27 protein-coding genes are annotated in these 26,518 nt (G+C 68.9%); 14 read left to right on the top strand and 13 right to left on the bottom strand.

Features of this window, described 5'->3' with window-relative positions:
• Positions 1 to 8: 8 nt before the first annotated feature.
• Positions 9 to 200, top strand: a complete 192-nt coding sequence (locus Q4V64_RS36430; RefSeq protein WP_124439147.1) for a hypothetical protein — start codon at positions 9 to 11, stop codon at positions 198 to 200.
• On the opposite strand, the gene Q4V64_RS36425 is transcribed toward Q4V64_RS36430, so the two are convergent.
• Complete coding sequence (locus Q4V64_RS36425) at positions 192 to 671, bottom strand: PPOX class F420-dependent oxidoreductase (protein WP_124439148.1); 480 nt, start codon at positions 669 to 671, stop codon at positions 192 to 194. The two genes, Q4V64_RS36430 and Q4V64_RS36425, sit on opposite strands and share 9 nt — an antisense overlap.
• 178 nt (positions 672 to 849) lie before the next feature.
• Between Q4V64_RS36425 and Q4V64_RS36420 the strand changes: the two genes are divergently transcribed.
• Positions 850 to 1,569: a helix-turn-helix transcriptional regulator gene (locus tag Q4V64_RS36420; RefSeq protein ID WP_124439149.1), complete on the top strand. Its 720-nt coding sequence runs from the start codon at positions 850 to 852 to the stop codon at positions 1,567 to 1,569.
• Between the two features lie 64 nt (positions 1,570 to 1,633).
• On the opposite strand, the gene Q4V64_RS36415 is transcribed toward Q4V64_RS36420, so the two are convergent.
• Positions 1,634 to 2,659: an ATP-dependent 6-phosphofructokinase gene (locus tag Q4V64_RS36415; protein ID WP_124439150.1), complete on the bottom strand. Its 1,026-nt coding sequence runs from the start codon at positions 2,657 to 2,659 to the stop codon at positions 1,634 to 1,636.
• 191 nt (positions 2,660 to 2,850) lie between these two features.
• Here Q4V64_RS36415 and pta point away from each other — a divergent pair, with 191 nt between their 5' ends.
• The 4 genes from pta (at position 2,851) to Q4V64_RS36395 (ending at position 9,042) form a co-directional block, all read left to right on the top strand.
• A complete protein-coding gene (pta, locus tag Q4V64_RS36410; RefSeq protein WP_124439151.1) occupies positions 2,851 to 4,953 on the top strand; it encodes a phosphate acetyltransferase in 2,103 nt (700 codons plus the stop codon).
• Entirely contained in the window at positions 4,950 to 6,200 is a 1,251-nt protein-coding gene (locus Q4V64_RS36405) for an acetate kinase (RefSeq protein WP_124439152.1), read from the top strand. Before pta ends, Q4V64_RS36405 begins: the two co-directional genes overlap by 4 nt.
• A gap of 109 nt (positions 6,201 to 6,309) precedes the next feature.
• Complete coding sequence (pyk, locus tag Q4V64_RS36400) at positions 6,310 to 7,737, top strand: pyruvate kinase (protein ID WP_124439153.1); 1,428 nt, start codon at positions 6,310 to 6,312, stop codon at positions 7,735 to 7,737.
• Positions 7,738 to 7,824: 87 nt separating this feature from the next.
• On the top strand, positions 7,825 to 9,042 hold the full coding sequence (locus tag Q4V64_RS36395) for an IS30 family transposase (protein ID WP_348540796.1): 1,218 nt from the start codon (positions 7,825 to 7,827) through the stop codon (positions 9,040 to 9,042).
• Between the two features lie 63 nt (positions 9,043 to 9,105).
• On the opposite strand, the gene Q4V64_RS36390 is transcribed toward Q4V64_RS36395, so the two are convergent.
• The 5 genes from Q4V64_RS36390 to Q4V64_RS36370 all read right to left on the bottom strand — a co-directional run bounded on the left by Q4V64_RS36390 (position 9,106) and on the right by Q4V64_RS36370 (position 14,327).
• The gene (locus tag Q4V64_RS36390; RefSeq protein WP_124436650.1) at positions 9,106 to 9,654 is read right to left on the bottom strand and encodes a hypothetical protein; all 549 of its coding nucleotides are present in this window, start codon (positions 9,652 to 9,654) and stop codon (positions 9,106 to 9,108) included.
• Between the two features lie 236 nt (positions 9,655 to 9,890).
• Positions 9,891 to 11,237: a hypothetical protein gene (locus tag Q4V64_RS36385; protein ID WP_124436651.1), complete on the bottom strand. Its 1,347-nt coding sequence runs from the start codon at positions 11,235 to 11,237 to the stop codon at positions 9,891 to 9,893.
• Positions 11,227 to 11,862 carry a DUF6114 domain-containing protein gene (locus Q4V64_RS36380; RefSeq protein WP_124436652.1) on the bottom strand — a complete coding sequence of 212 codons (636 nt, stop codon included), beginning with the start codon at positions 11,860 to 11,862 and terminating at the stop codon, positions 11,227 to 11,229. Before Q4V64_RS36380 ends, Q4V64_RS36385 begins: the two co-directional genes overlap by 11 nt.
• Positions 11,863 to 12,052: 190 nt before the next feature.
• Positions 12,053 to 12,697 (bottom strand): DUF6230 family protein, encoded by a 645-nt coding sequence (locus Q4V64_RS36375; RefSeq protein WP_124436653.1) that lies wholly within the window; start codon positions 12,695 to 12,697, stop codon positions 12,053 to 12,055.
• Positions 12,698 to 13,346: 649 nt separating this feature from the next.
• Positions 13,347 to 14,327, bottom strand: a complete 981-nt coding sequence (locus Q4V64_RS36370; RefSeq protein ID WP_124436654.1) for a tetratricopeptide repeat protein — start codon at positions 14,325 to 14,327, stop codon at positions 13,347 to 13,349.
• 259 nt (positions 14,328 to 14,586) lie between these two features.
• Here Q4V64_RS36370 and Q4V64_RS36365 point away from each other — a divergent pair, with 259 nt between their 5' ends.
• Both Q4V64_RS36365 and Q4V64_RS36360 read left to right on the top strand, forming a co-directional pair.
• Positions 14,587 to 15,228: a TetR/AcrR family transcriptional regulator gene (locus Q4V64_RS36365; RefSeq protein ID WP_124436655.1), complete on the top strand. Its 642-nt coding sequence runs from the start codon at positions 14,587 to 14,589 to the stop codon at positions 15,226 to 15,228.
• A 157-nt stretch (positions 15,229 to 15,385) separates the two neighbouring features.
• Complete coding sequence (locus Q4V64_RS36360) at positions 15,386 to 16,756, top strand: Fic family protein (RefSeq protein ID WP_124436656.1); 1,371 nt, start codon at positions 15,386 to 15,388, stop codon at positions 16,754 to 16,756.
• A gap of 20 nt (positions 16,757 to 16,776) precedes the next feature.
• On the opposite strand, the gene Q4V64_RS36355 is transcribed toward Q4V64_RS36360, so the two are convergent.
• On the bottom strand, positions 16,777 to 17,190 hold the full coding sequence (locus Q4V64_RS36355; RefSeq protein ID WP_124436657.1) for an ATP-binding protein: 414 nt from the start codon (positions 17,188 to 17,190) through the stop codon (positions 16,777 to 16,779).
• A gap of 144 nt (positions 17,191 to 17,334) precedes the next feature.
• Here Q4V64_RS36355 and Q4V64_RS36350 point away from each other — a divergent pair, with 144 nt between their 5' ends.
• Both Q4V64_RS36350 and Q4V64_RS36345 read left to right on the top strand, forming a co-directional pair.
• Complete coding sequence (locus Q4V64_RS36350) at positions 17,335 to 18,216, top strand: helix-turn-helix transcriptional regulator (RefSeq protein WP_124436658.1); 882 nt, start codon at positions 17,335 to 17,337, stop codon at positions 18,214 to 18,216.
• An 11-nt stretch (positions 18,217 to 18,227) separates the two neighbouring features.
• A complete protein-coding gene (locus Q4V64_RS36345; RefSeq protein ID WP_124436659.1) occupies positions 18,228 to 18,416 on the top strand; it encodes a DUF397 domain-containing protein in 189 nt (62 codons plus the stop codon).
• A gap of 167 nt (positions 18,417 to 18,583) precedes the next feature.
• Here Q4V64_RS36345 and Q4V64_RS36340 read toward each other — a convergent pair whose 3' ends face one another.
• Positions 18,584 to 18,949, bottom strand: coding sequence for a VOC family protein (locus Q4V64_RS36340; protein WP_124436660.1), 366 nt, complete (start codon positions 18,947 to 18,949; stop codon positions 18,584 to 18,586).
• Between the two features lie 90 nt (positions 18,950 to 19,039).
• Between Q4V64_RS36340 and Q4V64_RS36335 the strand changes: the two genes are divergently transcribed.
• Complete coding sequence (locus tag Q4V64_RS36335) at positions 19,040 to 20,017, top strand: WYL domain-containing protein (protein ID WP_124436661.1); 978 nt, start codon at positions 19,040 to 19,042, stop codon at positions 20,015 to 20,017.
• Here the strand turns inward: Q4V64_RS36335 and Q4V64_RS36330 are convergent.
• The 4 genes from Q4V64_RS36330 to Q4V64_RS36315 all read right to left on the bottom strand — a co-directional run bounded on the left by Q4V64_RS36330 (position 19,972) and on the right by Q4V64_RS36315 (position 23,766).
• On the bottom strand, positions 19,972 to 20,922 hold the full coding sequence (locus Q4V64_RS36330) for a Rieske 2Fe-2S domain-containing protein (RefSeq protein ID WP_124436662.1): 951 nt from the start codon (positions 20,920 to 20,922) through the stop codon (positions 19,972 to 19,974). The genes Q4V64_RS36335 and Q4V64_RS36330 overlap by 46 nt on opposite strands.
• A 155-nt stretch (positions 20,923 to 21,077) precedes the next feature.
• Positions 21,078 to 22,778: a methylmalonyl-CoA mutase family protein gene (locus tag Q4V64_RS36325; RefSeq protein WP_124436663.1), complete on the bottom strand. Its 1,701-nt coding sequence runs from the start codon at positions 22,776 to 22,778 to the stop codon at positions 21,078 to 21,080.
• Positions 22,779 to 22,854: 76 nt separating this feature from the next.
• Complete coding sequence (locus Q4V64_RS36320) at positions 22,855 to 23,193, bottom strand: DUF3817 domain-containing protein (RefSeq protein WP_124436664.1); 339 nt, start codon at positions 23,191 to 23,193, stop codon at positions 22,855 to 22,857.
• Between the two features lie 63 nt (positions 23,194 to 23,256).
• Positions 23,257 to 23,766 (bottom strand): MarR family transcriptional regulator, encoded by a 510-nt coding sequence (locus Q4V64_RS36315; RefSeq protein WP_124436665.1) that lies wholly within the window; start codon positions 23,764 to 23,766, stop codon positions 23,257 to 23,259.
• Positions 23,767 to 23,965: 199 nt separating this feature from the next.
• Here Q4V64_RS36315 and Q4V64_RS36310 point away from each other — a divergent pair, with 199 nt between their 5' ends.
• The 3 genes from Q4V64_RS36310 to Q4V64_RS36300 are packed head-to-tail and all read left to right on the top strand — an operon-like array spanning position 23,966 to position 26,045.
• The gene (locus tag Q4V64_RS36310) at positions 23,966 to 24,721 is read left to right on the top strand and encodes a hypothetical protein (RefSeq protein WP_124436666.1); all 756 of its coding nucleotides are present in this window, start codon (positions 23,966 to 23,968) and stop codon (positions 24,719 to 24,721) included.
• Complete coding sequence (locus Q4V64_RS36305; RefSeq protein WP_124436667.1) at positions 24,718 to 25,398, top strand: DUF4166 domain-containing protein; 681 nt, start codon at positions 24,718 to 24,720, stop codon at positions 25,396 to 25,398. The genes Q4V64_RS36310 and Q4V64_RS36305 overlap by 4 nt, the downstream gene beginning before the upstream one ends.
• Positions 25,395 to 26,045, top strand: a complete 651-nt coding sequence (locus tag Q4V64_RS36300; protein ID WP_124436668.1) for a TetR/AcrR family transcriptional regulator — start codon at positions 25,395 to 25,397, stop codon at positions 26,043 to 26,045. The genes Q4V64_RS36305 and Q4V64_RS36300 overlap by 4 nt, the downstream gene beginning before the upstream one ends.
• Positions 26,046 to 26,518 lie beyond the last annotated feature (473 nt).

Here is a 26,518-nt window from a genome sequence, read left to right as displayed (position 1 = left end):
GAGCCCTCATGCCGGACATCACCTGGGAAGAGCCCTTCTGCGGCGAGGGCGCCAACTGCTTCCGTATCGGCACCGACCCCAACGGCAACGCCTACATAACCATCGCCGGCCAGGAACACACCTACCTCACCGACACCCGCGAAGCCCTCCGCACCCTCATCCGCGACATCAAGGCCGGCAAAGCCGACCACCTACTCTGACCCCGCGCCCGAACCCTCCTCCGGCAACACCCCGGGACGGAACGGCTCCACCCCCACAACCCTGCGCACCCGCACCGGCTCGATCAGCAGCATCACTCGCCGCTCGCCGGGGAGGAGCCACGGATACCGCTCCCCCCCGATGTACTTCTTCGTGAGCCGGTCCATGGACCGCTCCGCCTCCTCCCCCTCCACGAACCGGACGACCCGCCCCCGGATCTCCACCCGGTCGTAGGGGTTGCCGGGGTCGTGGTGGGAGAGCGAAACGTTCGGATTGCGCCGCAGGTTCTCCTCCTTCACCCGCCCGATCGCCGTGTTGACCATGACGTACTCACCTTCGATGTCCGCCCACATGGGCGAGACCTGCGGCGTCCCGTCCGGGCCGACCGTCGCGAGGTGCCAGAAGTTCGGCGCCAGCAGCCGCTCGCGAATATGCCCCTCTGCCTTGCCATTCACCGAGTACACGAAGATCACGTCCCTTTCCGGCCGCTGTCGCGGCGGCCTCGCGCCATCCTCGCCATGCCCGGCGCATCGCCGACAGACGATCTTCGGCCACCCCGAACGTACGGCCGGAACCGTATGTTCCTACAATGTGTGATCCTGGCTGAACAGACCGTAGTCACCGCACTCCCGCGGCCCTAGCTTGTGGCCCGTGCGCCGACCCCCAGCCCAGCCGAATCCGCCCGTCCCGCCGCCGTCTCCCCCGTTCGACGCCCCCGCCGCCCGAAGACTCCGCACCGCCCTGAACATGGGGCCCGAGCACGTCGCCTACGGCATGCGCGCCTCGTACGGACTCCCCCACGTCACCCCGGACCTCGTCATCGCCTGGGAACGCGGGATCACCGCCCCGACAGGCTCCGAACTCATCGCTCTCGCGGGCGTGTTGTGGTGCTCCCCCGGTGAACTCATCAGCAGACCCCGGACGTTGCGCGAGCACCGCGTCTCGCACGGGCTCGCACCCGACGACGTCGCCCGTGCCGTCGGACTGGAACTCCTCGCCTACCTCAGCATGGAGGAGAACGACGAGTGGCGCGGCACCGACCGTCAGTCGTCCGCGCTGGCCGAGCTGCTCGACCTCTCGCTCCCGGACTTCGTCACCGTCACGGGGCGCGACCGGAAGCTGGCCGAGTTGCTGTGCAGCGCCGTGACCACGCGGTGGCAGGCGTACGTCCGTCCCGTCGCGAAGCTCGTATCCCTGGACCGGCGTCTCCTGGAGGTCGCACTCCAGGAACTGCACCGGCAGTACCAGGGACAGATGGTCGCCACCCTGAGCTGGGGCGGTGGCAGCGGTGGCGCCGGTGACACCGGTCAGGACTTCCTCGACAGGATCGTCGAGCGCTTCTGGACGACGCTCCAGAGCAACACCGGCTAGAAGTACTACCTAGAAGTACTACACAGTCCAGAACAGTCCAGAAGGCCCAGGAGGCCCAGAAGGCCTAGAACACCGACTCCGCCTCGTCCATCCGGTCCTTCGGCACCGTCTTCAGCTCGGTCACCGCCTCCGCCAGCGGCACCATCAGCACCTCGGTGCCGCGCAGCGCGGTCATCCGGCCGAACTCGCCCCGGTGCGCGGCCTCCACCGCGTGCCAGCCGAAGCGGGTGGCGAGCACCCGGTCGTACGCGGTCGGTACGCCGCCGCGCTGGACGTGGCCGAGGATGACCGGCTTGGCCTCCTTGCCGAGCCGGCGCTCCAGCTCGAACGCCAGCGCCGTACCGATGCCCTGGAAGCGCTCGTGGCCGAACTGGTCGATCGCGCCCTTGCCGTAGTCCATGCTGCCCTCGGCGGGGTGGGCGCCCTCGGCGACGCAGATCACGGCGAACTTCTTGCCGCGGGCGAAGCGCTCCTCGACCATCTTGACCAGGTCGGCGGGGTCGAAGGGACGCTCGGGCAGGCAGATGCCGTGGGCGCCGGCGGCCATGCCGGACTCCAGGGCGATCCAGCCCGCGTGCCGGCCCATGACCTCGACGACCATCACCCGCTGGTGGGACTCGGCGGTGGTCTTCAGGCGGTCCATCGCCTCGGTGGCGACGCCGACCGCCGTGTCGAAGCCGAAGGTGCGGTCGGTGGAGGAGATGTCGTTGTCGATGGTCTTCGGGACGCCGACCACCGGCAGGCCCGCGTCGGACAGCATCCGCGCCGCGGTCAGCGTGCCCTCGCCGCCGATCGGGATCAGCGCGTCGATGCCGAAGTCGGTGACGATGTCGGCCGCGTTCTCGCAGGCCTCGCGCAGCCGGTCGCGCTCCAGGCGGGAGGAGCCGAGGATGGTGCCGCCGCGGGCCAGGATGCCGCTGACGGCGTTCAGGTCGAGGCTGCGGTAGCGGCCGTCCAGCAGGCCCGCGTAACCGTCCTCGAAGCCGATGACCTCGTCGCCGTAATTGTCGACCGCGCGGTGCACGACCGACCGGATCACGGCGTTCAGGCCGGGGCAATCGCCGCCTGCGGTGAGAACTCCGATACGCATCGTGCTGTGTCTCCTGCTCGCTGTTGACACCGGTGAGCCACGTCCGATTCTTTCACGTCCCACAAGGCGATGCCGCCCCCGCTCCTGACGGGCGCTTTACCCATCGCCAGAGGTATTGTCAAGAGGGTTCTGCTCACCTCGGTGGGCGATTTTTATGACGTGTTGTGACGCCGACGAAGGGGAGAGCACGCGTGACCCGCAGCGTGTACGTGACCGGTATCGACCGCGGCGACGGCCGCCAGGTCGTCGAGCTGGGGGTCATGGAACTCCTCACCCGGCAGGTCGACCGGGTCGGAGTGTTCCGTCCCCTCGTCCACGACGGCCCCGATCGCCTGTTCGAGCTGCTGCGCGCCCGCTACCGCCTGTCCCAGGATCCGGCGACGGTCTACGGCATGGACTACCACGAGGCGTCCGCCCTCCAGGCCGAGCAGGGCGCCGACGAGCTGGTCTCCACGCTGGTCGACCGGTTCCACCGCGTCGCCCGGGACTACGACGTCGTCCTCGTCCTCGGCACCGACTACGCCGACACCCAGTTCCCGGACGAGCTCTCCCTCAACGCCCGGCTGGCGAACGAGTTCGGCGCGTCCGTGATCCCGGTCGTGGGCGGCCGTAAGCAGACCACCGAGTCCATGCTCGCCGAGACCCGCAACGCCTACCGGGCCTACGACAGTCTCGGCTGCGACGTCCTCGCCATGGTCACCAACCGGGTCGCCCGCGCCGACCGGGACGAGATCGCCGAGCAGCTCGACGGCCGCCTCCCCGTGCCCTGCTACGTCCTCCCGGACGAGCCCGCCCTCTCCGCGCCCACCGTCGCCCAGATCGCGCACACCCTCGGCGCCAGGGTCGTCCTCGGCGACGACTCGGGGCTGGCTCGGGACGCGCTCGACTTCGTCTTCGGCGGGGCGATGCTGCCGAACTTCCTGGGCGCCCTGACCCCGGGCTGCCTCGTCGTCACCCCGGGCGACCGCGCCGACCTGGTCGTCGGCTCGCTGGCCGCGCACAGCGCCGGCACCCCGCCGATAGCGGGCGTGCTGCTCACCCTCGACGAGGTGCCCGGCGACGACATCCTCACCCTCGCCGCCCGCCTCGCCCCCGGCACCCCGGTGCTGTCGGTGGCCGGCAACAGCTTCCCCACCGCCGCCGAACTCTTCTCCCTGGAGGGGAAGTTGAACGCGGCCACGCCCCGCAAGGCGGAGACCGCCCTCGGCCTCTTCGAGCGGTACGTCGACACCAGCGACCTGCTGAAGCGGGTGTCCGCCCCGAGCAGCGACCGCCTCACGCCGATGATGTTCGAGCACAAGCTCCTGGAGCAGGCCCGCTCGGACAAGCGGCGCGTCGTGCTGCCCGAGGGCACCGAACCGCGCGTGCTGCACGCCGCCGAGGTGCTGCTGCGCCGCGGGGTCTGCGACCTCACGCTCCTCGGCCCGGTCGACCAGATCCGCAAGAAGGCCGCCGACCTCGGCATCGACCTCGGCGACGCCCAGCTGATCGACCCGGCCACCAGCGAGCTGCGCGACGCCTTCGCCGAGAAGTACGCCAGGCTCCGGGCCCACAAGGGCGTCACCGTCGAGCTGGCCTACGACGTCGTCTCCGACGTGAACTACTTCGGCACGCTGATGGTCGAGGAGGGCCTGGCCGACGGCATGGTGTCGGGCTCGGTGCACTCCACTGCGGCGACCATCCGCCCCGGCTTCGAGATCATCAAGACGAAGCCGGACGCCTCGATCGTCTCCTCCGTCTTCTTCATGTGCCTGGCCGACAAGGTCCTCGTCTACGGCGACTGCGCGGTGAACCCCGACCCGAACGCCGAGCAGCTCGCCGACATCGCCATCCAGTCGGCCGCCACCGCCGAACAGTTCGGCGTGGAGCCGCGGATCGCGATGCTGTCGTACTCGACCGGTACGTCCGGCTCGGGCGCCGACGTCGACAAGGTGCGCGAGGCGACGGAGCTGGTACGGGAAAGGCGGCAAGACCTGAAGATCGAGGGGCCGATCCAGTACGACGCGGCCGTGGAGCCGTCGGTCGCGGCGACCAAGCTGCCGGGCTCCGAGGTCGCCGGGCAGGCAACGGTTCTGATCTTCCCCGACCTCAATACGGGTAACAACACCTACAAGGCCGTGCAGCGGTCGGCCGGTGCGATCGCCGTCGGGCCGGTGCTGCAGGGTCTGCGCAAGCCGGTCAACGACCTGTCCCGGGGCGCGCTCGTCCCGGACATCGTCACGACGGTCGCCATCACGGCGATCCAGGCCCAGACACTCGCCGCGTCCCCGATCGAGAAGGTAACCGCCCAGTGAGCCCCACGCGTGTCCTCGTCCTCAACTCCGGTTCCTCGTCGGTGAAGTACCAGCTGCTCGACATGCGGGACAGCAGCCGGCTGGCCGTGGGGCTCGTCGAGCGCATCGGCGAGGAGACCGCCCGTCTCAAGCACACGCCGCTGGCCGGCGGGGGCGCCTTGCGCGAGTGGACCGGCCCGATCGCCGACCACGAGGCCGCCTTGAAGGCCGTATCGGAGGAGCTGTCGAAGGACGGGCTCGGGCTGGACTCGCCGGAGCTGGCGGCCATCGGGCACCGGGTGGTGCACGGCGGGCAGCACTTCACCGAGCCGACGGTCGTCGACGAGGCCGTGCTCGCCGAGATCGAGCGGCTGATACCGGTGGCGCCCCTGCACAACCCGGCCAACCTGACCGGGATCCGCACGGCACAGTCGCTGCGCCCGGACCTCCCGCAGGTCGCCGTCTTCGACACCGCCTTCCACACCACGATGCCGGAGTCGGCCGCGCGCTACGCGATCGACGTGAAGACCGCCGACGAGCACCGGATCCGGCGCTACGGCTTCCACGGCACGTCGCACGCGTACGTGTCCCGGGCGACGGCGCGGCTGCTGGGCAGGTCGCCGGAAGAGGTGAACGTGATCGTGCTGCACCTGGGCAACGGGGCGTCCGCCTCGGCGGTCAGGGGCGGACGATGTGTCGACACCTCCATGGGGCTGACACCTTTGGAGGGGCTCGTGATGGGTACGCGATCCGGAGACATGGACCCGGCCGTCATCTTCCATTTGATGCGCGTTGGCGGAATGTCCACGGACGAGATCGACACTCTTCTCAACAAGAAGAGCGGATTGATCGGTCTGTGCGGGGACAACGACATGCGGGAGATCCGCCGCCGGATCGATGCGGGCGGCGAGGACGCGGCACAGGCACAGCTCGCCTTCGACATCTACATTCACCGTCTGAAGAAGTACATCGGCGCCTATTACGCGGTGCTCGGCCGGGTGGACGCCATCGCGTTCACGGCCGGGGTCGGTGAGAACGCGGCGCCGGTGCGGGAGGCCGCCGTCGCGGGCCTGGCTGAGCTGGGCCTGGCGGTGGACGGCGAGCTGAACGCCGTACGCGGCGACGAGCCGCGGCTGATCTCGCCCGCACACGCGCGCGTGGCGGTCGCCGTGGTCCCGACGGACGAAGAACTGGAAATCGCCACACAGACTTATGCCCTGGTCGGAAAGAGCTCGGCCGGAAAGAGCGCGGGCGGAAAGAACAACTGAGCGCGCGACCGCCCATTTGTATCTCCGGCACGTTCCGCACCTTCCACACGTCGTGCACCTTCCACCAGGCGGAATATTCCGTAGCGAAACAAACCGATAGGATCGCCCCATGCGCCGTTCGAAAATCGTCTGTACTCTCGGCCCCGCGGTCGACTCCCACGAGCAGCTGGTGTCGCTGATCGAGGCCGGCATGAACGTGGCCCGCTTCAACTTCAGCCACGGCACGCACGCCGAGCACCAGGGGCGGTACGACCGCGTCCGTGCCGCGTCCAAGGAGACCGGCCGGGCCATCGGTGTCCTCGCCGACCTGCAGGGCCCGAAGATCCGCCTGGAGACCTTCGCCGAGGGCCCCGTCGAGCTGGAGCGCGGTGACGAGTTCGTCATCACCACGGAGGACGTCCCGGGTGACAAGCAGATCTGCGGGACGACGTACAAGGGCCTGCCCTCCGACGTCGCGCGCGGCGACCAGATCCTGATCAACGATGGCAACGTCGAGCTGAAGGTCCTGGACGTCGAGGGCCCGCGGGTGAAGTCGATCGTCATCGAGGGCGGCGTCGTCTCCGACCACAAGGGCATCAACCTGCCCGGCACGGCCGTGAACGTCCCGGCGCTGTCCGAGAAGGACGTCGACGACCTCCGCTTCGCCCTCCGCATGGGCTGCGACCTGGTCGCGCTGTCCTTCGTCCGGGACGCCAAGGACGTCGCCGACGTCCACCGGATCATGGACGAGGAGGGCCGCCGCGTCCCCGTCATCGCCAAGGTGGAGAAGCCGCAGGCGGTGGACAACATGGAGGACGTCGTGATGGCGTTCGACGCCGTCATGGTGGCCCGTGGCGACCTGGCCGTCGAGTACCCGCTCGAGAAGGTCCCCATGGTGCAGAAGCGCCTCATCGAGCTGTGCCGCCGCAACGCCAAGCCGGTGATCGTGGCGACCCAGATGATGGAGTCGATGATCACCAACTCCCGCCCGACCCGCGCGGAGGCCTCCGACGTGGCCAACGCGATCCTGGACGGCGCGGACGCGGTCATGCTGTCGGCGGAGTCGAGCGTCGGCGCGTACCCCATCGAGACGGTCAAGACGATGTCGAAGATCGTCACGGCTGCCGAGCAGGAGCTGCTGTCGAAGGGCCTCCAGCCCCTGGTCCCCGGCAAGAAGCCCCGCACGCAGGGCGGTTCGGTCGCCCGCGCCGCCTGCGAGATCGCGGACTTCCTCGGCGGCCGCGGCCTGGTCGCCTTCACCCAGTCCGGCGACACCGCCCGCCGCCTGTGCCGCTACCGCGCCGCCCAGCCCATCGTGGCCTTCACCACGGACGAGGGCACCCGCAACCAGATGACGCTCAGCTGGGGCGTGGACCCGTACGTCGTGCCGTTCGTGAACAGCACCGACGAGATGGTCGAGCTGGTGGACCAGGAGATGCTCAAGATGACCCAGTTCAACGAGGGCGACATCGTGATCATCACGGCGGGCTCGCCGCCTGGGGTGCCGGGGACGACGAACATGGTTCGGGTGCATCATCTGGGCGAGGGCCGCGGCTGACGGCTTCGTTCGCCGTACGACTTCGAGGGCGCCCCCTGGCACCTTGGGTTCTAGGAGTCGTTGCAACACCCCAGTTCAAGGGGTGCGATGGACTTCGAGATCCGTAAGGACCGGGAGAGGCCTCAGGGCAGGAAGAAGCTCGCCAGGGAGCGGGAGGCATACTCCCGGCTCATGCAGCAGGGTGTGAGCAACCGGGAAGCGTGCCGGATCGTCGGGATCGACCGCCGGACCGGCCAGAAGTGGCGCAACGGTCGTCAGGCATACGGTAACCGGAAGGCGCTGCCACCGATCAACGCGGTGGCAGCGCCCTGCGGGCCGTCCCGGTACCTGCGCGAGGAAGACCGCATTCACATCGCCGACCGGCTGCGGGAGAAGGCGACCGTGCGGGCGATAGCCGCGGAGCTGGGCCGCAGCCCGTCGACGGTCAGCCGGGAGATCCGCCGCAACCGTCACCCGACGGGCGGCCAGTACCGCCCGCACGCGGCCCAGGCCCGTGCCGATGCCCGCCGGCCCCGTCCGAAGCCCGGGAAGATCGGCCAGAACCCGCAGCTGCGCAACTTCATCCAGGACCACCTGGACCTACGGTGGAGCCCGGAGCAGATCTGTCAGGCTCTGCGGGCACGGTTTCCCCAGCGGCCGGAGATGCACGTGGTCCACGAGACGGTCTACCAGGCCCTCTACGTCCAGGGCCGGGGTGAGCTGCGCCGCGAACTGGCCCGCGCCCTGCGCACCGGACGCGCCCGGCGCAGACCTCGCCGCCAGGCCCAGCAGCGCCGGCCCCGGTTCGCCACCCCGATGGTCATGATCAGCGAGCGTCCGGCCGAAGCCGAGGACCGGGCGGTCCCCGGGCACTGGGAGGGCGATCTCATCATCGGCAAGGACGGAAAGTCGGCGATCGGTACCCTGGTCGAGCGGGCCACCCGCTACGTCATGCTCCTGCATCTGCCCGGCGACCACGGCGCCGAGAGCGTTCGCGACGCGCTGGTCACCACGGTCCGGACCCTGCCGTCCCACCTGCGACGGTCCCTGACGTGGGACCAGGGCTCGGAAATGGGCAGCCACGGCGCGTTCACCATCGCCACCGACGTCCCGGTCTACTTCTGCGATCCGGCCAGCCCCTGGCAGCGCGGCTCGAACGAGAACACCAACGGCCTGCTCCGGCAGTACTTCCCCAAGGGCACCGACCTCGCCGTCCACACCCGCGAGCACCTCGACGCCGTCGCCGCCGAGCTGAACGGCCGCCCACGCAAAACGCTCGGCCGGGAAACCCCAGCCGAGCGCCTGCATAAACTGCTCACCGCCTGATCAACACAACCACGTGTTGCGACGACACCTAGAAACCGCCGGCAGGGGGCCCTCAGCGGTTTCCTACGGGAGGTCTCCGGCCAGCTGTTGCCAGGCCTCCTGCTCGGCCCACCTGGGATGGTCCCTGAGGTGAGGTGCCACGGCACGCATGAACGCCAGCAACCGCTTGGTCATCCGGAGGGCGAGGATCTGCTCACGCTCCAACTCCCGCCAGCGCGGCGCGAGTACGGCGGTCTCCTCGCGGCTCATGGGCAGGGCGTCCAGGGCCCGGTCGAGCAGCGGCCGCGGATCCAGCAGGGGGACGTCCGGGCGGGGCCCCACATGCTTCAACAGCCAGGCCCTGAGCCACAGGTCGCGCATCAGCCATTCGTCGCGCTGCGGGCCGGTCGACCGCTCGGCGGCCGCCATCAGGGCCGGCCACGCCACCCCGACCCCGCGCAACCGATCGTCGGAGAGCCGCGCCGGGTCCTGCTGGAGATGGTGGGTGAAGGCCTGGGACGCCGCGATCCATTGGTTCACCTCGCCGTCGGCTCGCACGACATCCGGCGCCGACCAGCGCCGCACGTGGCCGTCGAGGTCGAGCCGGTCCAGGTCGTCGAAGAGTCCGCTCAAGTCAGCTCCATGAGCTCAGCAGCCGATGGTTCCCGACTCCACCGGGAAGTCCGGTGGCCAGGGCTTGTACCCCACGACCCGGAGCAGCCGCCCCTCGCGGACGAAATCCGACATGGTCGCGTCCTCTCCCCGGTGGCCGTCACCGTACAAGGCTGTGACCCGGCCCCCCGCCTCAGCGGAAGAACCGGGTCACAGCCCTGTATCGCGGCTCCCGGACGGGTCTGTGGGGGTGGCGCCTACTCGGTGACGTACTGCCGCATCCCGGGAATGTTCAGGGTTCCGCCGAACTGGGCGGCCTGCACGACCTTCACGTTGGTGAAGTAGATCCACGGGAGGTTGATCGGCGGCGGGTGCTCCGGGTCGAACGTGAGCGGGACGAGACCGAGCAGGTTGCCGGAGATGCTCTCCGTGTACATCACCGTTTTGCCGTTGGTGATCTTGGACGTCGAACCCTTGGCCGCCTGCACGTGGTAGGTCTTGCCGTGCTCCTTCACCAGCTGGTGCAGGTCGCCGATGTCGGTCCCGTCGGAGATGACGTACTTCAGGACCTTCTTGGTCTTGCCGCTCGCGGTCCTCACCTCGACGATGCCCTGGTAGTCGGCACCCTTCAGCGTCAGCGAACTGGCTTCCAGATACCACGGGTCGTCCGGCACCAGGGTCTTGTTGTCGACCCCGCCCTCGGCGTCCGTGGCGGCCGGGCACTTCTCCGGGTCCGTGGAGGAGCTCGGGGACGGGCTGGGCGAGGCGGTGGCCTTCTCCGCCGCGTCCTCGGCCGCCTTCTCCGCGGCCTTGGTGGTGTCCTCGGCCGCCTTGGACGCCTTGTCGGTGGTGTCCTTCACGGTGTCGTCCACCGTGCCGGTGACCTTCTCGGTCGTCTCCTTCACGGCGTCGGAGGAGTCCTTGGCCGCGTCGTCCGAGGCGGAGGGGGAAGGAGTCGTCGACGGTGTCGGGCTCGCGGTCTCCGAGGTGTCCTTGCCGCCGGTGAAGATGCCGGTGATCGCGTCGCCGATGTCCTCCAGCAGGTTGCCCCCGCCGGTCTCGGACGGCGAAGGGCTCGGCTTGGCGGCGGCGTCGCCGGAGGTGCCTTCCTTGCCCGGCGAGGTGGAGGGGGACGGTGTGGGCTCGGGCTTGGCGGCGGCGTCGTCCTTGTCGTCGGAACCTGAATCCGACGAAGAGGAGTCGCCCGAGGAGCCCGTGGGGGCCGAGGGCTTGGGTTCCGCAGCGTCACCCTTGTCCGACGCGTCCGAAGAGCTGTCGGGGGACTTGTCCTTGGACTCGTCCGTCGAGGCGGACGGCGACGGCGTGGGCGACTTGGAGGGGCCGTCCTCCAGCGCCGCAAGGCAATCCTTGTACTCGTCGGCCTTCAGGCTGTTCGACGTCGGCTGCTCGTCGGCTATCGCGAGCGTCGGCGTGAACCCCATCCCCATGAGGACCGCCGTCGGCATCGCCGCCATGGCTATCGCCTTGCCGGCCGGCACGTGGAACCTGGTGAACAGCGGCTTCTTGGGCGCCGCGTGCCGCGGTCCCGTTCTCGCCCGTGCCGGGCCCGCAGGGCTGTCGCCGCGGAACTCGTCAGCCGACACGGTACCCCCCGTTGGAGTCGTCGGCCCAGACGCCTGCGGCCGTACGGTCCGTCGCGCCGCCGCCGTAGCCGGGGTTCTGCGAGCGGTTCGGCTCACGCGGCATACCTGGCACTCCGTGCCCACCTGGCGCTCCTGGCTCGCCCGGTGCGGCCTCGGGAGAGGGCCCAGCGACACTCTCCCCCGTGGGGCCCCGGTCCACGCCCTTCTGTCCGGCGTCGGACTCGGGCGCCTGGCCCGGCGCCCAGGAGACGGCGAGCGCGCCGCCGAGCATCGCGAGCAGGAAGCCGATGATGAAGCCGCCGATGTTGGAGACGACCAGCGACACCAGGGCGAGGATGATCGCCGCTACTCCGGCGAAGATGCGCGTAGCCTGCTGGAACCACATCGTCAGGCCCAGCGTGACCAGCAGAACACCGATGATGAGGGAGCCCGCACCCGCGGTGGTCGCCATGGCGAGCGACATGTTCCCCAACTTGAGGGTGGCATACGGGAAGTAGGCGATCGGCACCCCGCCGAGCAGGGTGAACAGGCCTGCCCAGAACGGCCGGGCGCCCCGCCAGTCACGGAATCGCAGACGCAGCCGGGCGAAGGTCCCGACGCTCTGGACCGGAGTCTCGGCACTCATGGAAAACAGCTCCCTGGGTCCGGGGGGAAGTACGTACCGGCTCGGCCGTAGACGTGGAGAAGCCGGAAGTTTGAGTATGTGCACGTGCCCGACGCGGGGCGTCAGGCGGGGTGTGCGGGGCGGAGAAGCGGCTGCTCCCCCGCCCCCCTGAACAGCTCAGCCGTCCAAGGACACCCTGCGACGGAAGCCGTCAGTAGCACTCCATGCCGGGGTCCGTGCCAAGACGCATCTTCAGGCCGTTGAGCTTGAAGGTGCCGGCAGTGGTCGCCCAAGCCGTCTGCTTGACGCGGTAAAGGTCGGCCTCGTCCGCCTGCTGGGCGAAGCCGCCCGGCAGCACGTTGTCGCCTTCCTTGACAGCAGGACCCTTCTTCTGGTCCTTGACCGCCACACCGATGTCGATGTTCTTGAACGTGGCATCGGCGTCGAGCTGAGCGACGTCGATGTAGAGGTTCGAGGCCTCTACCTTCTTGTTGGCGTTCGGCCCGGCGTCAAGACGGAGGTAGAACGTCTTCCCGATGAGGGGAATCTCCGTTTTGACCGACTGGCACATCTTCGTGAGCTCGGCGTTCTTGAACGACGAGATCGCGACCGGATGCTGAGTCTTTTCCTTGCCGTCCGTCGACGTGTAGCCGGTGTCTATGCCGCCGTACTGAGCAAAGCCCGTGCCGTGCAGGTGATCGACCGAAACCTTGAACTCCTGGCCGGACACACTGAACGACGCGGCCAGCGCACCCTGCGCAAGCCCGACACCCACAGCCGCGGCCGCGGCGACGCTGGGCACCATGACCACAGCGAACCGCTTCCATCTGGTCCCGCCACGCACCTGGGACTCCATATTTCCTCCTTCTCGGACGTACATCGCCTGACCGGACCGCCACCGTCTCTCGACGCCTCAGCCGGGCAGCGATGGGAGAAGTGCTACGTCCTCGGGAAGGGGAGCGCCCGTGCTCGGAGGCACGAACCGCGCCCGAATCACCGGCGATCACCCCCGAGCGACAACCACTGGTCGCGCCTGACACGCATCACGCACAACCTTGCTGGACAGGCTTCGCCGAGTGGGCGAAGACCCCCCTGTCCAAGAGCCGGCACCACTGCCGCCGGCTCTACTCGGTGGGGACCCAGGGAATCCCGTAGGCCCAACCGGCTGTCGGGGTACGGGAATGGACCGAGCGTGGCCGATCGTGGTGCATTCTCGCCGCTGACACAAGGGGGTTCGTTACTCGCGGGTAACGGCCGGATAACCGAACAACGACCCACCGGTCTCGGTCGACAACGCTGGGTGTCAGTTGAGGGGAGGACAAAGCTGTTGATCGATGGACAGATTCCGACAGATCAACGCCCGCGACTTACTCCAAGTAACAGCGGCCGCGTTTACCAAGATTTGGTAAAGCGCGGCCGCACTGACACTCCGTCGGCAATTCTTTCACTTGGGCATCACAGGCCCCAGCGTTTAGCGACTGGTCAGAACCGGGCTCCAGCCCCGGTCAGAACAGGGCGCGCGCCAGCGCCCTGCGCGCCGCCGTCACGCGCGGATCCTCGGCGCCGACGACCTCGAACAGCTCCAGCAGCCGCAGCCGTACGGCATCCCGGTCCTCACCCGCCGTACGCTGCACGGTCTCGATGAGCCGCCCGAACGCGTCCTCCACATGCCCGCCCACCAGATCCAGGTCGGCGGCGGCGATCTGCGCCTGCACGTCCTTCGGCTTGTCGGCCGCGTCCTTGCGCACCTGCTGGGGGTCCAGGCCCTGCACCCGCTGGAGCAACTCGGCCTGGGCGAGGCCCAGTTTGGCCTCCATGTTGCCCGGGTCGTCGTTCAGCACGTTCTTGTACGCCTGAATGGCACCGCCCAAGTCCCCAGCGTCCAGGGCCTGTACGGCGGCCTCCAGGAGGGCGTCGTACGGCCCCACAGGCGCCGCGGGAGCCGCTGCCTCGGCGCCGCCCGACTCGGCGTCCGGGTCGACCGTCAGACCGGTCAGACCGAAGCGCTGCTCGGCGACCTGGACCAACTGGTCCAGGGTCTGCCGGATCTGCGCCTCACCGGCGGCCCCCTGGAAGAGCGGCAGGGCCTGCCCGGCCACCACCGCGAACACAGCCGGGATCCCCTGGACCCCGAACTGCTGCATCAACATCTGATTGGCGTCGACATCGATCCTGGCGAGCAGAAACCGCCCGTTGTACTCGACGGCGAGCCGCTCCAGGACCGGGCTCAGCTGCTTGCAGGGCTGGCACCACTCGGCCCAGAAATCGATGACGACGGGCACTTCGGCGGACCGCTGCAGGACATCCCGCTCGAACCCGGCTTCATCGACATCGATGACGAGATCGGCCGGAGAGACGGCGCCGCCCGCCCCGCCCTGCCGGGCGGCTTCGGCCCGCGCCTGCTCCGCCTTCGCCTTGGCCTCTTGGGCCGCCTTCACCGCGGCGAGGTCGACGACTCCGCTCATGGACATGTTCCGTGGCTGCATGCGTCTATCCTCCCCCGTGAGCGCGCCTGTGTGAAAACGATGGGAAAGCCGGTCGTGCTGTGTGTTGTGCTGGGTTCTGCGTATCCGTGTTCCGCCCGGCGCCGGGTCCCCACCCCACGCCACATGTGCCATCACTCGCGGACGTCCACCACGAGCTTTCGCTACGAGCCGTAGCGTAATGGCACGGAGTGCCTCCCGAACACCCCACTCCAGTGATCTCCCTCACTGACACGCGAGAAACCACGGTTATCGTCTTCGGATGCAGAGCCGCACGCCCGCCGGCCGTACCGGCCGTCCGCGCAGCGCCGCCGCGGACACCGCGATCCTGGCCGCGACGCGGGAGGCGCTGGTCGAACTGGGCTGGTCCAAGCTCACCCTGGGAGACGTGGCCGCGCGCGCGGGGGTTGCGAAGACGACCCTCTATCGCCGCTGGGCCGGCAAGAACGAGCTGGTGGTCGACGCGGTCGCCGAACTCTTCGACGAACTCCGCCTCCCCGACCGCGGCACCCTCGCCGCCGACATCGAGGGCGTGGTGCTGCAGTTCGCGGCGATCCTGGCCCGCCCGGAGGCGAAGAGCGGGCTGATGGCGGTGGTGGCGGAGTCGACGCGGGACGACGCGCTGCGGGAACGTATCCGCGCGTCGATCGTGGAGCGCCAGAAGGGGTTGGTCCTCAGGGGCCGGGCCCGTGCCGAGGTCCGCGGCGAACTGGCGCCGCAGACCGATCCGGCGGAGGCCGCCCGCACGATGGACCTCATCTTCGACATGGTGGCCGGTGCGGTGGTGCACCGCACGTTGGTGAGTGCGGAACCCGTGGACGCGGAATGGGCGCGCTTCTTCACGCAGGTACTGCTCCTGGGCCTGACGGGCGCGGCTGACGGTCCTCGCGTCCCGCAGCAGTGATGATCTTCGTTGTGAGTTCTGGGAGGCCTGGGAGGCCTGGGAGGCCTGGGGGGACGTCCGAACCCAATGCCGCGCGTCGGGTCGGCACCACGGTGACGGGTCGCGTCCTGCGGTAATCCGCTTGAACGGGCGCCGGGCCGACGGGCAGGCTTGCGCGGTGATTGTCGAGCTGTCCCCCGGCCGCCTGAGCTGGGACGAGGTGGACCCCGCCCGTCATCCCTTCGACAGCGCGTCGGCGGCGCAGGTGGTGCACTCGCTCGGGCCGGCCCGGCGGGTGCCACTCCGCCCCGACGTCCCCCTCGCCGACTCGGCGATGCATGCCTGGAGCTGGGGCGAGGCCAAGCTCTGGGCCGACGCCATGTCGCATGCCTTGGTCCAACGCTACGGCCGCTGGGTCGTGGGCTGGCGCTGGGCGCACGACGAAGGGGACTTCGATGGGGGGCCGGTCGGGAACTGGTGCTGCCCGCGGGACTCGATCACCACCCCGGAGGAGACGCTCGCCCGTGTCGTCGCGGCACTGTGCGAGTGGCGCGGGTGGCTGGAGAGTCTCGCCGGATGGTTCGAGGCGTACCCACTGGAACTGGCCGACGTCGAGGACCAGCAGATCCTGTGGGAGCGCGCCGCCCGGAATCTGATTCTGCAGGTTGTCGACCGCACCGGCTGCGGCAGCGGCTGGCACGGGCACTGCCGTCAGGTGCTCATCTGGTTCCTCAGCCGGTGGGGAGTCGCCCCCGATGTCGCACTGGAACTGGTCGACCAGGCGGTCGGAGGGCGGTTCCGGAGCTGGACCGGCCCCGACACGGTGCTCGTCGACGACGTCGCGGAGCAACTCGCGCTGTCACTGCGGCCGGACGACGGCGCACGGTCCGCGGGACCCGCACCGGACCACCTGAAGCGCTGGCTGGAGGTGCGCGAGGTCGTGCCGTGGCAGGAGAGCCCGGACGGTGGCGCGGAGGGACCGGTGACCCCCTCGCGCGACGGCGCGGCAGAGGACATCCACTCCTTCGACGGCGCCTTGGACCCCGCACGCGCCGCAGGCCTGCTCGCCGCCCTGGAGCTGGTGCGGGCCGACGCCGCACGCGGCGCCTCGCTCGACTTCGAACTGCTCCGCGGCTGGCAGCAGCATGTCCTGGCCACGCCGCAGCCGCCGCCGTTCCGCAGCCTGCCCGCTTTCGCCAAGCGGGGCAGGGAACGCTATGGCATCGGCCCGGACACCCGCGACCGCCTCGACGCCTGCCTGGCCGAGAGCGCAACGGGCGGCGATCGACCCCTGCCTCTGATCGCCCGCGCCGCACGCGCCTATCTCGACGTCTGCTTCTTCCATCCCTTCGACGACGGCAACGCCCGGTCCGCCTTCCTCGCCCTCGTCTTCGTCCTCGCCCGCGAGGGCGTCGCGCTCAGCGGGGTCAGCCTGATACGACGCGTCACCTTCCAGGCCGACGACCCCCAGGACGCGCTGATCCTGGCCCGATCCATCGACATCCACCTCGCGGAGACCCGGCGGAGCGGCGTACCGAGTACGCGCTGAACTTGGCGATCCCCCACACGTCACCCACCACCCAGCTCGCACCAGACCAACTTCCCGCCGAAACCGGGCACCCCCAGGGAGTAATGCCCCCACCGGTCGGCCAGCTCCTCCACGATCCCCATCCCACGCCCCTCCTCACGATCCGCGCCGCACAGACGGGGCGGCCGGGGCGGCCGGGGCGGCTCACCACTGGTGTCCCACACCGACAGCCGCAGCCACTTCTCCGTGCGCTTCACGCGGAGGCAGGACGGGCCGGGAGCGTGCACATGCGCGTTGGTGACCAGTTCGGAAGCCAACAGCTCCGCCGAGGCGAGGAGTTCACCGAGCCCGTGCGCCCGGAGGATCAACCGCAGGGCACCGCGGGCGACGCCGACGGCGAGTGGGTTGTGCGGGAGGTTGATGCTGTACTCCCAGTCGTCCTCGTTGTTGTTCATGAGGCCTCCGCCCAGGGTGAGGATTTCGCAGCTCGGCTGCGCACAAGGTGTGTTCGCTGCGATACTGACGGTAGGGACACCGGGCCAGGTTTTCCACTCACTCTCCCGAAAGGGTGACCTCAACTCCCCGAGAGGATCGGTTCCTTGGCATTGCGGACCAGGATCAGCGAACGACAGCGGCGCCTCGCGGCCGAACTGCGTGGGCTTCGGGAGGCACGGGGTATCAGCACGAACGAGGCTGCTGCGGCAGTAGGCATCAAGGCTCCTTATCTCAGCAAGATCGAGGCAGGTCGCACGGCTATCGCCACCGACCGGTTGCGCCGGTTGTGCGAGTACTACGGTGGAATTTCTGCCTCGCGCCTTGAGGCCTTGATCGCCATGTCCGAGTCCAACGGCAAGGGATGGTGGACCGCCTACGAGGGGCGGGTCACCCAGTACGCGCTCAACGTCGCGGAACTGGAGGCGGGTTCAGTCGCCCTCTGCTGGTATGAGCCTCTGCTCGTCCCCGGCCTGTTTCAGACGGGCGAATACATCCGGGCTCTGTTGGGGGATGTGCAACCCCAGCACGCCACCACCGAAGATGCCGTCGCCTTCAGACTGGAGCGCCAGACGATCCTCGCAGGTGAAAACGCCCCCACTGTGCACGCGGTGATTCACGAGGCCGCCCTGCACATGCACTACGGCGGCCCCGGTGTCATGCGCAGGCAGCTCCTGCATCTCATCGAGCTGGCGCGGCTGTCCAACGTGACCATTCAAATCTTCCCGTTCCGTGCGCGGACGTACTCGGGTGTCAGTGCCCCGTTCCTGTACCTGGCCCCTCCTGTCGAAGAGTTGGCCACCGTCGTACTGGACCATCCGGCACAGCAGATCTACCGTGACTCGCCAGGACACCTGTCCCAATACCGCGCGCTCTTCGGACGGTTGAAGGCGTCCGCGCTCCCGCCGATCGCCCCCTCAACCGCACCAGAAGCGCAAGCGGTGCCTGGCTCCCTGATGCTGATCCAGCACCTCCTGTATGACCTCTAGAAAGGCCCGCAGTGCCCCAACTCACCTGGCAGAAGTCCTCGTTCAGCGGCGGCGAGTCGGAAGCCTGCCTCTACCTCGCCGCCGCCCCCGACGGCACCCTCCGCCTCCGCGAGAGCGACGCCCCACACCAGGTCATCGCGACCACACCCGCCCGCCTGGGTCATCTCATACGTGCGTTGAAAGCAGGCCGCTCCCAGTAGCCACAGCCCGCCCCCGACCGGGATCGGGGGTGATTGGCAGATCTGTTCCACCCCCGCGAAGAAAAACCCCAGGTGATGTGACCGCGCCGGTGGAACAGATCTGCCAATCACTGGGTGAGCGTCCGGGTCCTTGGTCTTGAAACCGGCGTCGGCCAGTTCGTGTGTCGTCAGTCTGTGGGGGCGACTCGGATCAGGTTGCCATCCGGATCCGCGACGACGAAGGTGCGCCCGAATACTTCATCGCGCGGCTCGCTGACCACTCGGACCCCTTTCGCCACCCACCGCTCAAACTGGCGATCGATCGCGTCGGGTCCGCCGGACAGTGCGAGACAGACCTCGCTGGTACGTGGCACCGCCGGGGTCAGGCCGTCGATTTGCCCGCTCCAGAGCGCGAGGTCTGCGCCGTCGCCGAGAGCGAAGGCGATGTATCCAGGGGTCTCGAAGCTGGGCTTGATCTCAAGCAGGTCTGCGTAGAAGCGGGCAGCTTGGGGTGCCTCATTGACGTAGACGATGAACACGATCGAGGTCGACATTGCTCACTCCTTGGGTCGGTCTCACTGAACGACTGGAGCTTGCCTGTCATCCATGACGGATTCCGTCATGTTTCCTGCGACTCTTGATCCGTGACTCCGGATCGCTTCTTCTCGCTGCTGCTGACGCTGCAATCTCGGGAGACCATGACGACCGCCGATCTGGCAGCGCAAGTCGGTGTGTCGGTCCGTACCGTCCTCCGAGATCTGCAATGGCTGCAAGAAGCGGGCTTCCCGCTGCTGATCCGACGGGGCCGTTGGGGCGGGGTGACCCTTCTGCCCGGTGGGTTGGTCGACACGTCACGGCTCACCCCCGGCGAACGGGACCATCTCGCGCTCTACGGCCTCGACGACACACAGCGCGAGCAACTGGGGGCCGCGGCCGACACCCGGCGCGCGCACCAGAAGATGCGTTCGACCCTGCGCCTGTCGAACACCGATGTGCTGCCCTTGAGTGCGGTCGTCACCACCGACAACAGACCGTGGTTCTCCAGAGACACCGAGGGGCTGCCTCCGGCAGCGCTGGTGGGTGACCTGCGGCGCGGTGTGCGGTTGCGCATCTGCTACCGCCGATCCGAGGACGTCGAGGCCACCTGGCGGGTCACAGATCCTTATGGGTTGCTGGCCAAAGCCGGGAGGTGGTATCTCGTGGCAGACTCGGCGGGTCGTCCTCGACTCCACGCGTTGGAACGGATCGTCGGCTGGGAGTCGATGCGGGCAGCTCGTCGGCTGCGTCCGGACGTGACGCTGGAAAGCGTCGCGAGCGAACTGACAGCGCACTGGGAGAACCCGGAAGCCTTCCAGATCCACGCCGAACTCGACTCGAACCAACTCAGTCGGGCGAGGCGCGTCCTCGGCCGCCGCTTGACCGTTCGGGACACCGCAGGAGCACAACGAGTGAGCATCACGGTCACCGGTCGGGACTTGGAGGACGTTCGCCTGCTACTGCAGTTCGGCAACAGCGTCACCGTCACCGGCCCCTCAGAAGCCCGCGAGCGCATCCGACAACTCGCCACCCAGATCCTTCAGATGTACTCCTGGAGAGACTCGGCCGGAACGTCGGATGGATAGAACTGGGAGTACCAGCGGCGCAGTGCCTTGATGCCCTTCTCGTGCGGAAGCAGGACGGGGCGTGGTTGGTGGATCTTGTGATCCCAGATCCGGACCTCCTCGCGCACCTCGCCCAAGGCTTCCGCCCGGAAGACGAGCTTGAGCGCGGGCACCAGAAACGGGAATCCGGACGGCTTGCGGACGTAGTACAGCATCCGCATCTCGCTGGTGCGGTCGTCGATGGGGGTGGTGAGGGCGACGGCGGTCACCGAGAGGACGGGGCCGTGGGCACGGACCACCATGACGCCCGGTCCGTACATGAACGCATCGAAGGTGTTGTTGATGTCCCAGCCGAGAACGCGTCGGTGGATCCGGCCGCGGACCTCGGCAAAGGGGCCGTCCGGCCGCAGTTCCTGGACGGGTGGTTCGCTCTGGCCGTGGATGAAGTGGAAATGGGACTCGTCCACGATGTTCTCGCGCATCTCCTGGACATGGATGCGCGCTCGGCAGGTGTCGTCGATCGGCTTGGCGAAGTCCCTGGATCCCGTCTCCGGGATCTCCGGCACCTCCCACGACGGCTCACCCGGCCCGATATGGACGAAGATGAGCCCACTGTGCTCACGGACCGGGAAGCCGCCGATGGACACCTTCGGGGTCCGGACCGCGAACGGGGCCTCCACGCACCGACCGTCCGCATCGAATCGCCACCCGTGGAACGGGCACTCCACGGTTCCGTCCACAACCTTCCCGCCGACGCCCAGGTGTGCGCCGTAGTGCGGGCAGTGCGCGTCACGTACGGCCGGCTGCCCGTCCGCTCCCCGGAAGGCGATGAGGGCCCGTCCGAAGTAGTGCAGGCTGACGACCCTGCCCGGCCGCAGCTCGGTGCTGCGGAGCACGGCGTACCACCCGTACGGAACAGACGGCATCGGGTAATCGTCAGCTCGCGGATCACGATGCGGGACAGCGAGCTTGTCATGACTATGACGTAATCGCATGCGGTGATGCTACCTGGCGACGCGCGGACTACCTGGCGACGCGCAGACCTGCGCCGCCGCAAGTGATCGCCGCCGGCACGGGGCTATCAGAAACCGGCCGGTTCGGTGTACACCCCCCACTCGTCCCGCAGCGCGTCACAGATCTCGCCCAGCGTCGCCTCCGCGCGCACCGCGTCCAGCATCGGCTCGATCATGTTCGAACCGTCCCGCGCCGCGGCGAGCATCCCGTCCAGTGCGGAGCGTACGGCGGCGTCGTCCCGCCCGGCCTTGCGCGCCCCCAGCACCCGCACCTGCTCCCGCTCCACCTCATGGCTGACGCGCAGGATCTCCAGGTCCCCGGTCACGGACCCGGTGTGGGCGTTCACGCCCACCACCTTCTTGTCGCCCTTCTCCAGCGCCTGCTGGTACTGGAACGCGGACTCGGCGATCTCACCCGTGAACCAGCCGTCCTCTATGCCCCGCAGGATCCCGGAGGTCATCGGCCCGATGGGGTGCTGCCCGTCCGGGTGGGACCGCAGCCCCCGCTCCTTGATCTGGTCGAAGATCTTCTCCGCGTCCGCCTCGATCCGGTCGGTCAGCTGCTCGACGTACCACGAACCGCCCAGCGGATCGGCCACGTTGGCGACTCCGGTCTCCTCCATGAGCACCTGCTGCGTGCGCAGCGCGATCTCCGCCGCCTGTTCGCTCGGCAGGGCGAGCGTCTCGTCCAGGGCGTTGGTGTGGAGCGAGTTCGTCCCGCCGAGGACCGCCGCCAGCGCCTCCACCGCCGTACGCACCACGTTGTTGTACGGCTGCTGCGCCGTCAGCGAGACGCCGGCGGTCTGTGTGTGGAAGCGGAGCCACTGCGCCTTCTCGGAGCGGGCGCCGTAGACGTCCCGCATCCAGCGCGCCCAGATCCTGCGCGCCGCGCGGAACTTGGCGATCTCCTCGAAGAAGTCGACGTGCGCGTCGAAGAAGAAGGACAGGCCGGGGGCGAAGACGTCCACGTCCAGGCCGCGGCTCAACCCCAGCTCCACGTAACCGAATCCGTCCGCCAGCGTGTACGCCAGCTCCTGCGCGGCCGTCGAACCGGCCTCGCGGATGTGGTAACCCGAGACGGACAGCGGCTTGTAGGCGGGGATGCCGGCCGCGCAGTACTCCATCAGGTCGCCGATGAGGCGCAGGTGCGGCTCGGGCTGGAAGAGCCACTCCTTCTGGGCGATGTACTCCTTGAAGATGTCCGTCTGGAGCGTGCCGTTGAGGAGGGAGGGGTTCACCCCTTGGCGCTCGGCGGCCACCACGTACATGCAGAAGACGGGCACGGCCGGGCCGCTGATCGTCATCGACGTAGTCACATCACCCAGCGGGATGTCCTTGAACAGGACCTCCATGTCGGCGGCCGAGTCGATGGCCACACCGCAGTGCCCGACCTCGCCCAGCGACCGCGGATCGTCGGAGTCCCGTCCCATGAGCGTCGGCATGTCGAAGGCCACGGACAGCCCGCCACCGCCATTGGCCAGGATCATCTTGTAGCGCTCGTTGGTCTGCTCGGCGTTGCCGAACCCGGCGAACTGCCGGATGGTCCATGTGCGCCCTCGGTAGCCGGTCGCGTACAGGCCACGGGTGAAGGGGTACTCCCCTGGCCATCCGATCCGCTCGAAGCCCTGGTATGTGTCCCCTGGCCGGGGGCCGTACACCGGCTCCACGGGATCACCGGAGAGCGTGGAGAAGTCGGCCACACGCTTGCGCGCGGCGTCGTAACGGGCCTGCCAGCGTCGGCGGCCCTCTTCGATCGCGTCAGCGTCCATACCATCGAATTTACTAGGACGTCCAAGTAACTGTCGACGGCAGACCGCCGTACGCGTATCCGTACGGCGGTGGCGGTTACGCCTTGGCGACCGCCGGAGAGTCCTCGGCGATCTTCGACTCCAGCTCGCGGGTGACCTTCCGCTCCACGAAGAAGGCGGCCGTCGGCACCGTACCGGCCAGCAGGACCCACAGCTGCTTGGCGACCGGCCACTTCGCCTTCGAGCCCAGGTCGAACGCGAAGACCAGGTAGACGACGTACAGCCAGCCGTGCGCGATGCCCACGACGCTGGTGAAGTCGTCGGCGCCGTCCATCTTGAGCAGGTACTTGGCGATCACGCCGAGGGTCAGCAGGACCAGCAGCACGCCGGTGACGTAGGCCATGACGCGGTAGCGGGTCAGCACGCTCTTTTTCATGCGTACGAGCGTAACCACGCACTCCGGGCGATCTTCCCCCGGGTCACTCCTCGTCGAACGGGGTCACTCCTCGTCGAAGTCGTGCGCCGCCACCCGCAGAGGCCTGAGCATCGCGAAGATCTCCGCACACTCCTCGGCGTCGTACACGCCGAGCCCGAAGTCCATCGCCATCAGGTCGCGGGTGGCGGCCTCCACCACTTCGCGGCCCTTGTCGGTGATGGTCGCGAGCGTGCCGCGGCCGTCGTTGGGGTTGGGCCGCTTGTCCACCAGGCCCGACTTCACCAGCCGGTCCACGGTGTTCGTCACGGACGTGGGATGCACCATGAGCCGCTCGCCGATCTTCGACATCGGCAGTTCTCCGGCCTTGGAGAAGGTGAGCAGCACCAGCGCCTCGTACCGCGCGAACGTCAGTCCGTACGGCTTGACCACCGCGTCGACCTCGGCGAGGAGGATCTGGTGCGCGCGCATGATCGAGGTGATCGCGGCCATGGACGGCACGCTTCCCCAGCGCTGCTTCCAGAGTTCGTCGGCGCGGGCGATGGGATCGAAAGGAAGACTGAGGGGCTTCGGCACGGCATCAGACCTTACTGGCCGGTTACACCCTGGTCAGCCCCGTCTCGCCTTTCGGTCGATCCGAAGCCGCTCCTGACACACCACGGCCACGGACACACCTCACGCCCCACTTATTGAGCAACCGCTCAAAAACTTGTACCTTGCTCTCGACAGCACTTGAGCGATCGCTCAAAAACAGGCGCCCGACAGGGGGATTCACATGGGCCTGTACATAGAGGCACGCATCCGGGCGGATCTCGACGACCTGTGGGCTCGCACCCAGGACCCGGCCCGGCACCAGCGCTGGGACCTCCGCTTCTCCGAGATCACGTACCTCCCGCGCGCGGAGGGCGAGCCGCAGCGTTTCCGGTACGCCACGCGCGTGCTGCCCTTTCTCACGGTCGCCGGCACCGGAATCTCGGCGGGTGAGAAGGAGCGCCCCGACGGCACCCGCACCTCCGCCCTCCGCTTCGCCTCCCCGCACCCGCTGTCCCTGCTCGCCGAGGGCAGCGGCTACTGGCGCTACGTCCCCGACGGCGACGGCATCCGTTTCCTCACCGGGTACGACTACCGGCCGCGCTGGGGCACCCTCGGCGCGCTCGCCGACCGGCTGCTCTTCCGTCCCCTCATGGGATGGGCGACGGCCTGGTCCTTCGACCGACTCCGCCTGTGGCTGGAGCGCGGCATCACTCCCGAACGAGCCCGACTGAACTGGCTGGCGGAGGTGACGGTCCGCGCACTGGTCATCACCATCGCCTGCACCACCCTCACCTCAGATGCCGCCGCCCTGGCCCTCCTCGGCCCCCTGGCCCCGACGGCGGCCTACCTCTGCCCCCTGCTCCTCGCCCTGGCCATCACCCTGGCGCTCTTCACGCCTCCCCTCCCCGGCACCCCGGCCGCCCGCCGCTGCCTGCGCACCCCACCCACGCGCGTCCGTGCGCCCCGTCTCCTGCGCACCCTGGGGACCCCGCGATGACGTCGATCTTCCGCACGGTGATGGGCACCGACTTCGACCGCCTCCACCCCCAGCTGCGACGCCGCTTCTCGGTCGGCCTGGCGAGCGGCGAGGCGTGCACGGGCCGGGGCGTGATGGACCGCGTCTGGCACGGCGGGGCGTTCGTGAAGCCGTTCCTGGCGCTCGGCACCACCCGCAACATCCTCGTCCCCAGGCAGGGCCGCCACGTCCCCTTCACCATCGAGAACGTGCCGTACACCGACACCTTCGGCCGTGAGACGGTGACCTTCGTGCGCACCTTCCACCTGCCCGGCCGCCCCCGGCGCTTCGACGCCCAGATGGTCCTCAGCCCCAAGGGCGACCGCGTCCTCGACTACCTCGGCACCCACCAACACCTCGCCAGCGACCTGCACTTCAGTGCGGAGCCCGACGGCTCCCTCCTCATCCGCTCCGGGGAACACCGCTTCCGGGAAGGCATGGTGGACGTCCGCGTACCCGAACTGATCGGCGCGACGGCGGAGGTACGGGAGTCGTACGACGACACGGCCGGCCGCTTCCGTATCCGGGTCCGCGTGGTGAACAGGTACTTCGGACCGCTCTTCGGCTACGACGGTTCCTTCACGGCGACGTACTCCGACATCGCGACCCGCGGAGTGCGCCCCGGGCTGCGCCCCCTACGCGAGGAATCCCGCGCATGAGCCCCGAGACGGCGAAGTCCCAGGAGACGAAGACCAAACTCCTCGAAGGCGCGCTGCGGACACTCACCGAGCAGGGCATCGCCAAGGTGTCGGCCCGTACGATCGCGACGGCGGCCGGGGTCAATCAGGCCCTGGTCTTCTACCACTTCGGCTCGGTGGACGAGCTGCTGGCCGCCGCGTGCCGGTACGGGGCCGAGCGGTCGGTGGCGCGGTACCGCCCGCGTTTCTCGGCGGTGACCTCGCTGTCCGAACTCCTGGCGGTCGGCCGGCAGATCCACGAGGCGGAACAGGAGGGCGGCCATGTCGCCCTCCTCGGGCAGCTGCTGGCCGGCGCCCAGACGCACGACACCCTCGGGCCCGCCACGGCGGCGGGGCTCGAGTTGTGGATCGTCGAGATCGAGGACGTCCTCAGGCGGGTGCTGGCGGGGACGCCGTTCGGGGAGTTCACGGATCCGGCGGGGCTGGCGCGTGCGGTCGCCGCGTCCTTCGTGGGCATCGAGTTGTACGAGGGGGTGGATGCGGCGGGGGCGAATGCGGCGCTGGACGCGTTGGAGCAACTGGGGTTGCTGGTGGCCGCGTTGGAGGAGCTGGGACCTGTTGCCCAGCGGGCGGTACGGCACCATCTGCGGCGGACCAGTCGACGCTGACTGCGTGCCGCTTGCTTGTCAGGCACCCACCACCCGACTCGGTCGGCCAAGAGGTCACCGTAGAAGCCACACGGCGGGACGGTCGCGTACGGCGGCAAGGGGCCGTGTCGGGGGGTGTCCGCCCGCAGCGGTTGGCGCGTCAACACGGGCACCTTGCCAGGTAACCGATTCCGCGCCGTTCCGAGGACGGACACCCCCCGACACGGCCCCGACCCACCCCACAACACACGGCGCTACGCGCACCCCCACCGAACCCGCACAGGCCGCCGCAGGCCTCCCCGGCCCAACCGCCGGAGGCACCCGCACAGGCCGCCGCAGGCCACCCCGGCCCAACCGCCGGAGGCACCCGCACAGGCCGCCGCAGGCCACCCCGGCCCAACCGCCGGAGGCACCCGCACAGGCCGCCGCAGGCCACCCGCCCAACCGCCGGAGGCACCCGTTCCCCCCATTGGCCCCCGCGGCTCGCGGCCCCC

Source organism: Streptomyces sp. NL15-2K, assembly GCF_030551255.1.
In the GTDB taxonomy this organism is placed as follows: Bacteria; Actinomycetota; Actinomycetes; order Streptomycetales; family Streptomycetaceae; genus Streptomyces.
This window is presented reverse-complemented; position numbering and strand designations above follow the sequence as displayed.

Bases quoted from the DNA above. Each gene is read 5' to 3' on its own strand.
- Q4V64_RS36300 (WP_124436668.1), top strand. From the start codon at position 25,395: ATGAGCCCCGAGACGGCGAAGTCCCAGGAGACGAAGACCAAACTCCTC.
- Q4V64_RS36305 (WP_124436667.1), top strand. From the start codon at position 24,718: ATGACGTCGATCTTCCGCACGGTGATGGGCACCGACTTCGACCGCCTC.
- Q4V64_RS36430 (WP_124439147.1), top strand. From the start codon at position 9: ATGCCGGACATCACCTGGGAAGAGCCCTTCTGCGGCGAGGGCGCCAAC.
- Q4V64_RS36395 (WP_348540796.1), top strand. From the start codon at position 7,825: ATGGACTTCGAGATCCGTAAGGACCGGGAGAGGCCTCAGGGCAGGAAG.
- Q4V64_RS36330 (WP_124436662.1), bottom strand. From the start codon at position 20,922: ATGCCGTCTGTTCCGTACGGGTGGTACGCCGTGCTCCGCAGCACCGAG.
- Q4V64_RS36340 (WP_124436660.1), bottom strand. From the start codon at position 18,949: ATGTCGACCTCGATCGTGTTCATCGTCTACGTCAATGAGGCACCCCAA.
- Q4V64_RS36355 (WP_124436657.1), bottom strand. From the start codon at position 17,190: ATGAACAACAACGAGGACGACTGGGAGTACAGCATCAACCTCCCGCAC.
- Q4V64_RS36375 (WP_124436653.1), bottom strand. From the start codon at position 12,697: ATGGAGTCCCAGGTGCGTGGCGGGACCAGATGGAAGCGGTTCGCTGTG.
- Q4V64_RS36415 (WP_124439150.1), bottom strand. From the start codon at position 2,659: ATGCGTATCGGAGTTCTCACCGCAGGCGGCGATTGCCCCGGCCTGAAC.
- Q4V64_RS36320 (WP_124436664.1), bottom strand. From the start codon at position 23,193: ATGAAAAAGAGCGTGCTGACCCGCTACCGCGTCATGGCCTACGTCACC.
- Q4V64_RS36365 (WP_124436655.1), top strand. From the start codon at position 14,587: ATGCAGAGCCGCACGCCCGCCGGCCGTACCGGCCGTCCGCGCAGCGCC.
- Q4V64_RS36380 (WP_124436652.1), bottom strand. From the start codon at position 11,862: ATGAGTGCCGAGACTCCGGTCCAGAGCGTCGGGACCTTCGCCCGGCTG.
- Q4V64_RS36325 (WP_124436663.1), bottom strand. From the start codon at position 22,778: ATGGACGCTGACGCGATCGAAGAGGGCCGCCGACGCTGGCAGGCCCGT.
- Q4V64_RS36370 (WP_124436654.1), bottom strand. From the start codon at position 14,327: ATGCAGCCACGGAACATGTCCATGAGCGGAGTCGTCGACCTCGCCGCG.
- Q4V64_RS36310 (WP_124436666.1), top strand. From the start codon at position 23,966: ATGGGCCTGTACATAGAGGCACGCATCCGGGCGGATCTCGACGACCTG.
- pyk (WP_124439153.1), top strand. From the start codon at position 6,310: ATGCGCCGTTCGAAAATCGTCTGTACTCTCGGCCCCGCGGTCGACTCC.